Here is a 13,764-nt window from a genome sequence, read left to right as displayed (position 1 = left end):
CATTCCACCCGGATCAGTCACGCCTTTACCGTATCCCGGCCGGCGCCGCTCCCCCATCCTCCTCGGGAACGATCCCGGAACCGTCCTCTGGCGCGCGCGGACGGCGAGTCGCCGGAGCACCGCAGGAGCATCTGGCCGCATGTCGAGGAGCACCTTCTCGACCTGATCGAGGCCCATCGGTCCACGATCGTCTTCGCCAACTCGCGGCGGCTGTCGGAGCGCCTGTGCACCCGGCTCAACGAGCTCGCCTGGGAACGGCGGGCCGCACCCGCGCGGAGCGAGGATCCGGGCGCGGGGGATCCGGTCCACTGGTCGGAGGCCTTCGAGGAGTTGCACGCGCAGTGGCCGGACCGGCGCGACCTGCCCGGCCCCCCGCGCACGGACAGCGGGCAGACCGACGCCTCGCCGCCGGATCCGCGGCTCACGGACACCCAGCACGTGATCGCCTCACCGCCGGACGACGGGCGCGTGGACACCGGACACGGCGAGGCCGGGCGGACGGACGGGCCCCGGCCGGATGCCCTGCTCCCGCAGGTCCAGCGCGGGGACGGACGCGTGGACGCCCGGCACGGCGGCCCGGCCGTCATGCCGTCGGAGTACATGGCCCAGGCGGGGGTCTCGGGCGGCGCGCTGCCCGAGGTGGTGCGGGCGCACCACGGCTCCGTCTCGAAGGAGGAGCGGTCCCAGATCGAGGAGGCGCTGAAGTCGGGCCGCCTGCCCGCGGTGGTCGCCACCTCCAGCCTGGAGCTCGGCATCGACATGGGCTCGGTCGATCTGGTCGCCTGCGTCGATGCGCCGCCCAGCGTGGCGAGCGGGTTGCAACGCATCGGCCGCGCCGGGCATCAGGTCGGGGCCGTGTCCCGAGGAGTGATCTTCCCCAAGTACCGGGGAGACCTGGTGCAGACGGCCGTCGTGGCCGAGCGCATGCGGACGGGACGGATCGAGGAGATCCGCTACCCGCGCAATCCCCTCGACGTGCTGGCCCAGCAGATCGTCGCGATGACCTCGCTGGACGAGTGGACGGTCGACTCGCTGGAGGCGGTGGTGCGCCGGGCCGCGCCGTACGCCACGCTGCCGCGCGGCGCGCTGGAGGCGACGCTCGACATGCTCGCCGGGCGCTACCCGAGCGAGGAGTTCGCCGAGCTGCGGCCGCGCATCGTGTGGGACCGGGTGACCGGCACCCTTCAGGGCCGCCCCGGGGCCCAGCGCCTGGCGGTGACGAACGGGGGCACCATCCCCGACCGCGGGTTGTTCGGCGTGTTCCTGGTGGGCGACAAGGCGTCGCGCGTCGGCGAGCTGGACGAGGAGATGGTCTACGAGTCCCGCGTCGGCGACGTGTTCGTGCTGGGCGCGACCTCGTGGCGCATCGAGGACATCACCGCCGACCGGGTCCTGGTCTCCCCCGCGCCCGGGCAGCCGGGCAAGCTGCCCTTCTGGCACGGAGACGCGCCGGGCCGCCCCGCCGAGCTGGGCCGGGCGATCGGCGCGTTCCTCCGCGAGCTGTCGGCGGCCGGAGCGGGTGGCCGGGGCGACGCGGCGAAGGCGCTCGGGCGGATCCGTGCGGCGGGCCTCGACGACTACGCCGCCGGCAACCTGCTCGCCTACCTGACCGAGCAGCGGGAGGCGACGGGCTACGTGCCCGACGACCGCACGCTCGTGGTCGAGCGGTTCCGCGACGAGCTGGGCGACTGGCGCGTGGTGATCCACTCCCCCTTCGGCGCGCGGGTCCACGCCCCCTGGGCGCTCGCCATCGGACGTCGGCTGCGCGAGCGGTACGGCGTCGACGTCCAGGCCGTCCACTCCGACGACGGCATCGTGCTGCGCGTGCCCGACACCTTCGAGGAGGCGCCGACCGACGTCGCGGTCTTCGACGCCGAGGAGATCGAGCAGGTCGTGGTCGAGGAGCTGGGCGGCTCGGCCCTGTTCGCCTCCCGGTTCCGTGAGTGCGCCGGGCGGGCGCTGCTGCTGCCCCGCCGTACGCCCGGCAGGCGCAGCCCGCTGTGGCAGCAGCGCCAGCGTGCGGCCCATCTGCTCGGCGTCGCGAGCAAGTACGCCGGGTTCCCGGTGGTGCTGGAGACGATGCGAGAGTGCCTGCAGGACGTCTTCGACGTGCCGGGCCTCCTGGAGCTCATGCGGGACGTGGCCGCCCGGCGGGTGCGGGTGGTCGAGGTGGAGACCGCCCAGGCGTCCCCGTTCGCGGCGTCGCTGCTGTTCAACTACATCGGCGCGTTCATGTACGAGGGTGACGCGCCGCTGGCCGAGCGGCGGGCGCAGGCGCTCGCCCTCGACACCGCGCTCCTCGCCGAGCTCATGGGACAGGCCGACCTGCGGGAGCTGCTCGACCCGGATGTCGTGGCGGAGACCGAGCGGGAGCTGGCACGGCTGGACAGGCCGCTGCGTGACGCCGAGGACCTCGCCGACCTGCTGCGCTCGCACGGCCCGCTGCTCGCCCAGGACGTCTCGATCCGCGAGGGCGACCCCTCCTGGCTCGCCGGCCTCGAGCGGGCACGCCGGGCCATCCGGGTGCGCGTGGCGGGCCTGGAGCAATGGGCCGCCGTCGAGGACGCCTGGCGCCTGCGTGACGCGCTCGGAGTGCCATTGCCGGTGGGCGTTCCACACGAATTCCTCGAAGCTCCGCTCGCAGGCGGGCCCGGCGGACCGGGCGGCACGCACGCCGCCCCCGATCCGCTCGGCGACCTGGTCGCACGGCACGCGCGCACCCGTGGGCCGTTCTCCTCCGGCACGGCCGCCGCGCGCTTCGGGATGGGCGTCGCGGTGGTGGACGACGCGCTGCGCCGCCTCGCGGCGGCGGGCAGGGTGGTCTCGGGCGAGTTCCGCCCCGGAGGCCGGGGCGAGGAGTGGTGCGACGCCGGAGTGCTGCGGCTGCTGCGGCGCCGGTCGCTGGCGCGGCTCCGCAAGGAGGTCGAACCGGTCCCCCCGGAGACGCTCGCGGCGTTCCTGCCCGCGTGGCACGGCATCGCCTCGCAGAGCGGCACACCGACCGGCGGCGGGGCGGGCGGGAACGGCGGCAGGACCGGGCTCGCGGGGTCCGAGGGGGGGCACGCGGGTCCCGGGCGGCAGGCGGGCCACGGCTCCGCGCGGGCCATGGACGCTCTGATCACGGCGATCGAACGGCTGCAGGGAGCGACCGTCCCCGCCTCCGCGCTGGAGTCGCTGGTGCTGCCTGCGCGGGTGCCCGGATACAGCCCCGCCCTGCTCGACGAGCTGACCTCGTCCGGCGAGGTCGTCTGGGTAGGCCAGGGTTCGCTGCCCGGCGGCGACGGATGGGTCGGCCTCTATTTCGCCGACACCGCGCCCCTGCTGCTTCCCACGCCATCCGAGATCACCATGACTCCACTGCACGAGCAGATCCTGGAGATCCTCGGCGGAGGCGGTGCGCTGTTCTTCCGTGAGCTGTCCAGCCGCATCGCGACGGCGGCGCTCGGCGAGGGCACGGCGCCGCCGGGCCTGGACGCCGCCTCGGCCCGCCGAGCAAGGATCCTCGGCCGCACCACCGGCACGGCTGGAACTCCCTCCGCACAGCCCGGCGCCACGGGGGTCCCCGCCGCACAGCCCGGAGCCACGACGCGACCCGGCACCGCCGCTGCGGTGCCGGACGACATGACGCTCGCGGCGGCGCTGTGGGATCTCGTCTGGTCGGGCCGGATCACCGGTGACACGCTCGCCCCGCTGCGCGCGACGCTGGGCACCGGACGGCCCGCGCATCGCCCGGCCGCGACCCGGCGCCGCCGCGCGGTGCTGCCGACGAGAAGCGGCCCGCCGACCGTGAGCGGCCGATGGTGGCTGCTGCCCGCGCCGTCGGCCGACGCCACCCAGCGGGCCCACGCGCAGGCCGAGGTCCTGCTGGAACGGCACGGCGTGCTGACCAGGGGCGGCGTCACGGCCGAGCGCCTGCCCGGCGGGTTCTCCGCCGTCTACCAGGTGCTGCGCGCCTTCGAGGAGAGCGGCCGGTGCCGCCGGGGCTACTTCGTCGAGGGTCTGGGCGCCGCCCAGTTCGCCCTGCCGGGGGCGGTCGACCGCATGCGCGCCATGTCGTCCACACGTCCCGCTCCGGCCGAGGACCTGTGGTCGGTCCCCGCCCCGCCACCGCCCCGCCGTGCGGTCGTGCTCGCGGCGACCGACCCCGCCAACCCGTACGGCGCGGCCCTGCCCTGGCCGGACCGTACGGACGACGTGAGCCACAAGCCGGGCCGCAAGGCCGGCGCGCTGGTGGTGCTGGTGGAAGGCCAGCTGGTCCTCTACGTGGAGCGCGGCGGGAAGACCCTGCTCTCGTTCGGGTCGGAGGAGGACCTGCGGCCCGCCGTGCAGGCCCTGGCCGTCGCCGTGAAGGGGGGAGCCCTGGGGAAGCTGACGGTGGAGCGGGCCGACGGCACCGCCATCGCCGAGTCCCCGCTGGCGGCGGCGCTCGAAGCCGCCGGCTTCCACCCCACCCCCCGCGGCCTGCGCATCCGCGCCTGACCCCGGTTGACTTCAGCAGGCGGGGCCGCGCCGGAGCGCCGCCCGGCGTCCGGCTAACGCCGGAGCTCAACCGTCAGTACGACTTTTCCGCGCACCAGGCCACGCTCGGCGTCGCGGTGCAGGTCCGCCAGGGACTCCAGCGGGCGGACGTCCGCCTCGACGTCCACCACGCCCTCGTCGATCAGCGTAACGAGCTCGGTCAGTTGAGCCGGGTCGTTGCGGGCCACGAAATGGACGGCGCGCGGATGCGCGATCGGCTGGGTGATCGAGACGAACTCCTCGGCCAGCTCCGTCACCGAGGAGGGCGGGTCGGGCACCAGGTTGATCAGCACGTCGTTGCCGCCCGGCAGGGCGGTGGTGGTGTAGTCGACGATCTCGTCGGCGCCCAGCGCCCGCACGGCGGCGGCGCTGCGCGGGCCGGCGGTCGCCACCACATGCGCGCCCGCGCGCTTGGCCAGCTGCACGGCGAACAGCCCGACGCCGCCGCCGGCGCCGTTGATCAGCACCCGGCTGCCGCGGCCGATGCGCGCGTGCTCGAAGACCGCCTGCCACGCGGTGAGCCCGGCCACTGGCACGGCGGCCGCGTCCGCCAGTGGAATCCGCTCCGGCGCCCTGGCCAGCATGCTCGCGTTCGCGACCGCGTACTCGGCCGCCGCCCCGTCGATGAGCCCGATCACCCGGTCGCCGGGGGCGAGGTCACCCGCTCCGGTGACCACCGTGCCCGCCACGTCCCAGCCGAGCGTGTGCGGCAGCGTGACGCCGAGCACGTCCCGAAGCAGGCCCATCCGCAGGCCGGCCTCCGACGGGTTGAACGACGTGGCGGCCACCCTGATGAGCACCTCGCCCGGCCCGGGCTTCGGCACCGGCACCTCGTCCAGCGAGATCACCGAGGCGGCGCCGTACTCGTGGATGCGGGCGGCCCGCATGGTGCCGAGGAAGTCCGCGGCGTGCTCGCCCGCCCACGTCTCGAACGTGCCGGCGGGCGCTCCGGTGACCTCCTCCACGGTCCCGGTGACCGGGCCGGGCTCGGCCAGACCGCGCAGCATGGCGTCCACGGCCGGCGCGGGCCACCCCAGCCCGAGCAGCCGTGGCCTGGCCTCCTCCGCAGGCTCCTCCTCCCAGCGCACCGGCCGGCCGATCGCGGCGCCGATCGTCCGCGCCTGCTCCCGTCGGGTCAGCGGCCGGGGTCCGGTCAGCGTGTAGACCGCGCCGTGGTGGCCCTCGCCGAGCAGCGCGCGCACCGCGACCGCCGCCACGTCCCGCTCGTGGACGGGCGCGGAGGCCACGTCGCCGTACGGCTGCCGCACGACGCCCGCGCGGACCTGGTCGGCCCACCGCAGGGTGTTGGCCGCGAACGCGTGCGGGCGCAGCACCGTCCACTCCCCGGCGATCTTCGCGATCAGGCGCTCGATTTCGACCTCGTACGGGCGCGCGGCGGCCGAGGACAGGTAGACCACCCGCCGCGCCCCGATCAGCTCCAGCACCTCGCGGATGCCCTCGGCCGAGGCGAACGGCCACAGCAGGAACACCGCGTCGACCCCGTCGAGAGCCGATTCCAGCGCGACCGGATCGGTCAGCTGCCTCGTCACCGTGCGGACGTCGGCGCCCGCCTCTTCGAGTTGTTTCACCAGGGGACGGCCGATCGTGCCGGTCGCCCCGCTGACCAGGACTTTTGTCATGCCGTCAACCATAGGAGCCCATAGTGAGGCGCCCAATGTGCTTCTGTCTGCGATTCATACGCGATCATCTTCCGCAGTAGACTCTGGCGGTGGACGTGCTGAGCGACGTGGTCGCTGCCATGCGCATGGGCGTGCCCCGGTCGGCGCGCGTCGAGTGGCCGGCGCCGTGGGGGCAGCGGTTCCCATCGGCGCCCGGCTCGGCGGGTTTCCAGGTGGTGCTGCAGGGCTCGTGCTGGGCGATCCCGCCGGAGGGCGAGCCGATCCCGGTCGGGACAGGCGACGTGCTGTTCTTCCCTCACGGGCACGGCTACGCGCTCGCCGACTCGCCCGCCAGCCCCATCGCGGAGTCCGACTGCGACCCCTATGCCCACGCCGAGCTGTTCGCCTCGGCCTCCATGGAGGGCACCGGGCCCGTCACCGTGACGCTCTGCGGCGGCTACCAGCTCGACTCCATCCAGGCGCATCCGCTGCTCGGAGGGCTGCCGGCGATGATCCACCTGCCCGCCAGGCTGGGACACAACACCGAGCTGCGCGCCGCCGTCGAGCTGCTCGGCAGGGAGATCGCGGATCCGCGGCCAGGCGCGGACCTGGTGGTGCCGGCGCTGCTGGACATGCTCCTGCTGTACATCCTGCGCGCCTGGTTCGACGTCTCGCTGGAGCACTGCGCGGCCGGCAACTGGGCCGCGGCCCTGGCGGACCCGGCCGTCAGGGCCGCACTCGAGGGCATCCACCGCGACCCTGCCCACCCATGGACGGTGGAGTCCCTCGGCCGTCGCGCGGGGCTTTCCCGCGCGGCGTTCTCCCGCCGGTTCACGCAGTTCGTCGGGCAGCCGCCGCTGACCTATCTGACGTGGTGGCGGCTGGGCGCGGCAGCGCGCATGCTGCGCGACTCCGACGCCACGCTGAGCGAAATCGCCGGCGCGGTCGGCTACGGCTCGGAGTTCGCCTTCGCCACCGCGTTCAAGCGCGCGTACGGCACGGCCCCCGGCAGGTACCGCCGTGTGGGCTGCCGTCCCTCAGGGCGATCAGGACAGGGCGGATCGCCGTAGGCGGCCTCGTGCCCGGCACGGGATGACGAGGCGAGTGCGGCGGGCCGCGTGCGGGGCGGGCATGAAGATCGGCCGGCCGTCAGACGTGTCCGACGTCAGAGCGTGTCCGACGTCAGAGCGTGTCCGAGAAGACCTCTTCACGCGCTCGGTCCAGCGCCGCGACGATCGCACCCATGAGAACGGGATTGCCCTCCACTCCGGTCGCCACCACTGTGGGGCGGCTCGGGCACACCCGGGCCACCGCCTCCTCGACGCGCTCCGCGAGGTGGGTCCCACCGGCCCTGCCCACGTCACCGCCGAGCACGACGAGTCCCGGGTCGAGGACCACGGCGACCGCCGCCACCCCGACCGCGAGCCGTCCGGCCAGGTCCTCGACGAAGGCCTCGTTGCCGGCGTCGATGGCCGTGCGTACCAGGCCGGCCACCCCGGGGTCCCGGACATCGGCGCCGGCGACGCCGTGCGTGCGGGCCAGGTTCCGCAGCGCCTCTCCTCCGACGAGGCGCTGGAAGGAACCGGTCTGCGGCGCGGTGACCTCGCTCGGCAGCGGCTCCCCGGGGACGGGCAGCCAGCCGATCTCGCCCGCGCCGCCGGTGATGCCGCGGTGCAGCCGGTTGCCGAGCATGACGCCGAGGCCCTGGCCCACGCCCGTCCACAGGATCACGAAGTCGTCGGCGCCCCGCGCGGCGCCGTACGTCTGCTCGGCGAGAGCCGCCAGGTTGACGTCGTTCTCGATGATCACGCACTCGCCGAGCAGGGTGCGCAGCCCGGCCAGGATCCCGACGTGCCAGGTCGGCAGGTCGACCGAGTACCGCACGTCGCCGGTGACCGGGTCCACCACTCCGCGCGTGCCGATGACGAAGCAGCGCAGCCGGGCCAGTTCTATCCCGGCGGTCCCGCAGGCCCGCTGGACGGCCTCGTGGACGATGCGCACGGGGTCACGGGCCTCCGTCGGGTCCACGGTCACCTGGGCGACGACCGTGCCCGTGATGTCGGCGACCGCGGCCGTGACGCTGTCCGGCAGCACCTCCAGGCCGGCGACGTACGCGCTGGAGGGGTTGACCCCGTACAAGGCGGCGTTGGGACCGCGCCCGCCGGGGCGCTCCCCCGCGGCCGCGACCAGCCCGCGCGTCTCCAGCCGGGCCAGAAGCTGGCCGGATGTGACCTTGGACAGCCCGGTAAGCTCTCCCAACTCGGCCCTGGTGAGCGGGCCCCTGGAGATGAGGAGTTCGAGTGCCGCGCGGTCGTTGATCTGCCGTAGCAGCCGAGGCGTACCCGGTCGTTGAGGCACCGGCAGGTTCCCCTCTCGTCACGATCCGCTAACGCGGTCTTTTTTATAAGAAAGTTTCTTGTTAGTTTATCGCGTGCCAGCCCGGAGGCAACCGATCAGCCTCGGGACGCCATGAGCGCCGACCGAAAGGAGAGCGCCTTCCAGCAGGTGAGCGGCCCGCCGACACCCCCCATGAGGCGCACCCCCGACGCGAAGCCGGGAAGGGAGAGACCCACCGTGAAGATCGCTAAGATCGCGGCCGCGACCACCGCGACCGCCGCCCTGGCCCTGGGACTCGCCGCTTGCGGAAGCGACGACTCCGGAAGCACGACCGCTCCGGCGGCCTCCGCGGCCGCCAGCGGTCCCAAGTTCGCCGGCCAGACTCTTACCGTGTGGCGACTCGGTGCCCCCACCGACGTCTTCACCAAGTACATGGACGACCTGAACGCCGAGTTCAAGGAGAAGACGGGCGCCGAGGCGAAGGTCCAGTGGATTCCCTGGCCCGACGCCCAGAAGAAGTGGACCACCGCGCTCGCCGGCGGAGAGGGCCCGGACGTCACCGAGTTCGGCAACGACCAGGTCGCCGCGTGGGTGGCGCAGGACGCGCTCGCGGACATCACCGACGCCGTCAAGAACGACACCGAGCTCCAGCAGATCCCGCAGAACCTGTGGAGCTACGAGACGATCGACGACAAGGTCTACGCCGTGCCGTGGGGCGGCGGCACCCGCGCGGTGCTGTACCGCAAGGACTGGTTCGACAAGCTCGGCATCGAGGTCCCGAAGACCTGGGACGACCTGCGGGCCGCGGCCAAGAAGGTCGTGGACGAGCAGGGCAAGGACGTGGACGGCTTCGCCTTCAACGGCGGCTCCGACGCGAACATGTCCCTGTCGCCGTTCGTCTGGTCCGCCGGTGGCGACTTCGCCAAGTTCGAGGGCGGCAAGTGGGTGGGCCAGCTCACCCAGCCGGGCTTCAAGGAGGGCTTCCAGTTCTACACGGACCTGGTCGCCAAGGACGGCGTATCCGGCAAGGGCCGCCTGACCCAGAACTCGGTCGACATCGCCCAGCGGTTCGCCGCCGGCAAGGTCGGCATGTACGTCACCGGTGGGTGGGACATCGCCGCCATCAAGGAGCAGAGCAAGGGCAAGGTCGACGAGTCGAAGATGGGCTTCTTCTCGCTGCCCGCCAAGGACGGCTCCGGCCCGGCTCCGGCCTTCCAGGGCGGCAACGACATCGCCGTCTGGAAGGACGCCAAGAACCCCGAGCTCGCCCTCGAGTACGTCAAGCTCGCCGCGGGCAAGGAGTTCGGCGTCCGGTACGCCAAGGAGGGCGGCCTGCTCCCGCTCTACCCCGACGCGCTCGCGGAGATGGGCAGCGACCCCGCCCAGAAGCCGTTCACGGACACCTTCAAGGTCGCCAAGGGCTTCCCGGCCAGCCCCAACTGGGCGGAGGCCAACGACACCAAGGCCGTGCTGCAGAACGCGGCACGTGAGGTGATCGAGGGCAAGAAGAGCGTCGACCAGGCTCTCACGGACGCGAACACCGAGCTTGAGACGATCCTCAACCAGTAGATCATGACTCAGACGCCAACCCTCGCCCGGGGCGGAGCCGACACCTCCGCCCCGTCGCGGCGCAGTCGCAAGCGGGCGCGCAGGACGGGACTGCCCACCGGGGCGGTCCCCTACGTCCTGATCCTGCCCGGCCTCCTGGTCATCGGGGCCCTGGTGCTCTACCCGCTGTACCAGATGGTCGAGATGTCCTTCCACAAGGTGGGGCTCAGGCAGATCAAGGCCGTCAACCCCGCGCCGGCCGAGTTCGTCGGCATGGACAACTACTCGCAGATCTTCGGCTCTGACCTGTTCTGGTCGTCGCTGCGCAACACCGTGGTCTTCGCCGTCGTGACCGTCACGCTGACGCTCGTCCTCGGGACCCTCGTCGGCATGCTGCTCAACAAGCTCGGCCCGAAGATGTCGACCTTCGTGGTCGTCGGCATCATGGCCGCCTGGGCCACTCCGCCGACCGCTCAGGCCATCGTGTGGAAGTGGCTGTTCGACTCCGACTCGGGCGTCGTCAACTGGGCGCTGAACCTCCTGCCCGACTGGCTGTCGAACCTGTTGTTCGGCCGCGCCGACTGGAGCGGGTTCCCGTGGTTCAACGACACGCTCACGCTCTACTTCGTATTCATCGTGACCGTGCTCTGGGCGTCGTTCCCGTTCATCGCGGTGTCGGTGCTCGCGGGGCTCAAGAGCATCCCCTCGGAGCTGTACGAGGCGGCGAAGATGGACGGCTCGGGCGCGGTCACCACGTTCCGGAAGATCACCTTCCCGTTGCTGAAGCCGGTGTTCTCGGTGCTGGTCGTGCTGTCGATCATCTGGGACTTCAAGGTCTTCACCCAGCTCTACCTGCTGGCCGGCGGCACGGTGAACCGCGACGCGTTCAACCTGTCGCTGTGGAGCTACGCCGAGGCGTTCAGCAGCCCGCCGAAGATGGGTCTGGGCGCCGCCATCGCGGTCGTGCTGACCGTGATCCTGCTGCTGATCACCTTCGTGTACGTGCGTCAGATCGTGAAGACGGAGGACGACATCCGATGAGCCCGCTCGCGCGCAGGAGGCTCGGACAGGCCGCGCTGAACACGGCCGGGATCGCGGTGTTCCTCTTCGCGGTCTTCCCCGTCTACTGGATGGTCGCCACGGCTTTCAAGCCGAACGACCAGATCTTCACCACGAGCTTCATCCCGTTCCCCAGCCCGCCCTCGATGGACCACGTCTCGCGGGTCTTCACCAAGGGCGTCGCCGGCCACTCCATCTGGCAGTACCTGCTCAACAGCACGCTCGTGGCGCTCAGCGCCGTCGTGCTCGGCGCGGTCTTCGCGCTGCTCGCGGCGACCGCTGTGGCCAGGTTCCGCTTCCGGTTCCGCACCTCGTTCCTGATCCTGCTGCTGATCGTGCAGATGGTGCCCGCCGAGGCGCTGCTGATCCCGCTGTTCACGATGGTCAAGCGGCTCGGTCTGTACGACCAGATGCTCGGCCTGATCGTCATCAACGTCGGCCTGACGCTGCCGTTCTCGGTCTGGATGCTGCGCACGTTCGTCGCGGCCGTTCCCAAGGAGCTGGAGGAGGCCTCCTGGATCGACGGCGCGGGCCGGTTCACCACATTCTGGCGGGTGCTGTTCCCGCTGGTCGCGCCCGGCCTCGTCGCCACCAGCATCTTCGCGTTCATCACCACCTGGAACGAGTTCGTCTACGCCCTCACCCTCATCAGCGACCAGGGCAAGTACACGATGCCGGTCGCGCTGCAGTTCTTCGTCGGCCAGCGGTCGACCGACTGGGGCGGCATCATGGCCGCCTCGACCCTGATGACCATCCCGGTCCTCGTCTTCTTCCTGCTGGTCCAGCGACGGATGGTCTCCGGCCTCGTCGCGGGCGCGGTCAAGGGATAACCCCGCCGCCACCGGCATCTCCCCCTCGTACGGCCGCCTGTACGACCACCGCGCACGGTGGCCGTACAGGCCGTGCCCGCGCGCCCTCCCCCGCACTGTCACCTAAGGAGCCGCGACACCATGTCCGCCACCCGCGACCCCCTGGCGGGGGCCGCCGACCTGTCCACGCGTACCGGCGACCCGGGCCTGCACCGGCTCGCGGCGGGCGCACTGCTGATCTCGTTCCGGGGCACGACCGCGCCGGAGTGGGTCATGCGCGGCCTGGAGGACGGCCTGGGCGGCGTCTGCCTCTTCGGATCCAACGTCGCCGGCGGCGAGCAGGTCGCCGCGCTCGTCGCCCGTCTGAATCAGGCGGGACGCCCGATCGTCTCCCTGGACGAGGAGGGCGGCGACGTCACCCGGCTGGCCTACCACACCGGGAGCGCCTACCCGGGCAACGCGGCGCTCGGCGCGGTCGACGACGTCCACCTGACCGAGCGGGTCTACCGCGCGATGGCCGCCGACCTGGTGCGCTGCGGGGTGAACCTCGACATGGGCCCGGTGGCGGACGTCAACACCGCCGACGACAACCCGATCATCGGCACCCGGTCGTTCGGCTCGTCACCCGGCCTCGTGGCACGGCACACGGTCGCCGCCGTACGCGGCCTGCAGTCGGCGGGGATCGCCGCCTGCGTCAAGCACTTCCCCGGCCACGGCGCCACCCATCAGGACTCCCACCTGGAGATCCCGATCGTGGACGCCTCGCTCGACCTGCTCAGGGAGCGTGAGCTCGTCCCCTTCCGCGCGGCGATCGAGGCCGGCGCGAAATCGATCATGACGGCGCACGTGGCGGTCCCCGCGCTGACCGGAGACCGGCCCGCCACGCTGAGCGGGGAGGCGCTCACCCGGCTGCTGCGCCGCGAGCTGGGCTACGACGGCGTCGTGCTGACCGACGCCCTCGACATGCACGCGATCAGCCGGAGCGTGGGGCTCGCGGAGGGCGCGGTGCTGGCCCTGGCCGCGGGCGCCGACATGCTGTGCCTCGGACCGCTGCCCACGCCCGAGGACGTGCGGCACATGGTGGCCCACATCGCGGACGCCGTCGCCGAGGGCAGGCTCGCGGCCGAGCGGCTGGAGGAGGCGGCGGCGCGGGTGGAACGGCTGCGCGACTGGTTCGAGACCGCACGGACGCAGGTGGCGGAGGACGATGTCGCCGGTCTCGACGCCGCCCGCCGCGCCGTGTCGCTGACGGGCTCGGCGGGGCCGCTGGTCGACCCGTTCGTGGTCGAGGTCGACACGCCGCCGACGATCGCGGTGGGCGAGGTGCCCTGGGGCGTCGCGCCGTGGCTGCCGCAGGCCGAGATCGTCCGGGTCACGCCGGAGGAGGCCGACGTCGTGGCGCTTCTCGGCCGGGCGCGGGACCGCTCGCTGATCGTGATCGTCAAGGACGCCCACCGGCACCCGGTTAGCCGGGATCTGGTCTCTGCGCTGCTCGGCGCCCGCCCTGACGCCGTCGTGATGGAGATGGGCCTGCCGATCTGGCGGCCCGGCGCCGGGGCCTACATCGCGACGTACGGCGCGGCCCGCGCCAACACGCAGGCCGCGGTGGAACTGTTGAGCGGTGGTCCCTCGGCGGTCAGGTAGCCGTCGTCGGCGTCGATCGCGGGTGGCTGTCCGGGACGCGTGCCGGACTCGCACACGTCCCGGACGTCCGCAGCGGGCAGTGGTTCCCGCCGCCGGGGTGTGCTTCAGGACTGGTTGAACAGCGAAAGCGTCAGAGTGGAGTGGTACTCGCCGGCGGCGACGTCGACGGCGGTGCGCAGGGCGAGGTCGGCGTTGACCTTCGAGGTGCCGATCTCGTCGGAAGAGTTGGC

At 72.6% G+C, this 13,764-nt stretch carries 8 protein-coding genes; 6 read left to right on the top strand and 2 right to left on the bottom strand.

The window, feature by feature from the left end:
• The coding region (locus tag AB0J39_RS32330) for a helicase-related protein (RefSeq protein ID WP_363471714.1) at positions 1-4,479 on the top strand (4,479 nt) is incomplete at its 5' end.
• Between the two features lie 53 nt (positions 4,480-4,532).
• Here AB0J39_RS32330 and AB0J39_RS32325 read toward each other — a convergent pair.
• Complete coding sequence (locus tag AB0J39_RS32325; protein WP_363471712.1) at positions 4,533-6,158, bottom strand: zinc-binding dehydrogenase; 1,626 nt, start codon at positions 6,156-6,158, stop codon at positions 4,533-4,535.
• A gap of 89 nt (positions 6,159-6,247) precedes the next feature.
• On the opposite strand from AB0J39_RS32325, the gene AB0J39_RS32320 reads away from it, so the two are divergent.
• Positions 6,248-7,207 carry an AraC family transcriptional regulator gene (locus AB0J39_RS32320; RefSeq protein WP_363471710.1) on the top strand — a complete coding sequence of 320 codons (960 nt, stop codon included), beginning with the start codon at positions 6,248-6,250 and terminating at the stop codon, positions 7,205-7,207.
• Between the two features lie 112 nt (positions 7,208-7,319).
• Here the strand turns inward: AB0J39_RS32320 and AB0J39_RS32315 are convergent, their stop codons facing one another.
• Complete coding sequence (locus AB0J39_RS32315; protein WP_363471708.1) at positions 7,320-8,495, bottom strand: ROK family protein; 1,176 nt, start codon at positions 8,493-8,495, stop codon at positions 7,320-7,322.
• 216 nt (positions 8,496-8,711) lie between these two features.
• On the opposite strand from AB0J39_RS32315, the gene AB0J39_RS32310 reads away from it, so the two are divergent.
• The 4 genes from AB0J39_RS32310 (at position 8,712) to AB0J39_RS32295 (ending at position 13,534) form a co-directional block, all read left to right on the top strand.
• Complete coding sequence (locus AB0J39_RS32310) at positions 8,712-10,043, top strand: sugar ABC transporter substrate-binding protein (RefSeq protein WP_363471706.1); 1,332 nt, start codon at positions 8,712-8,714, stop codon at positions 10,041-10,043.
• 3 nt (positions 10,044-10,046) lie between these two features.
• Positions 10,047-11,063, top strand: coding sequence for a sugar ABC transporter permease (locus AB0J39_RS32305; protein WP_363471704.1), 1,017 nt, complete (start codon positions 10,047-10,049; stop codon positions 11,061-11,063).
• Positions 11,060-11,911 carry a carbohydrate ABC transporter permease gene (locus AB0J39_RS32300; RefSeq protein ID WP_363471702.1) on the top strand — a complete coding sequence of 284 codons (852 nt, stop codon included), beginning with the start codon at positions 11,060-11,062 and terminating at the stop codon, positions 11,909-11,911. The genes AB0J39_RS32305 and AB0J39_RS32300 overlap by 4 nt, the downstream gene beginning before the upstream one ends.
• Positions 11,912-12,031: 120 nt before the next feature.
• A complete protein-coding gene (locus AB0J39_RS32295; RefSeq protein WP_363471700.1) occupies positions 12,032-13,534 on the top strand; it encodes a glycoside hydrolase family 3 N-terminal domain-containing protein in 1,503 nt (500 codons plus the stop codon).
• The last annotated feature ends 230 nt before the right edge of the window (positions 13,535-13,764 follow it).

This window comes from Microbispora sp. NPDC049633 (assembly GCF_040675265.1).
GTDB lineage: Bacteria > Actinomycetota > Actinomycetes > Streptosporangiales > Streptosporangiaceae > Microbispora > Microbispora maris.
This window is presented reverse-complemented; position numbering and strand designations above follow the sequence as displayed.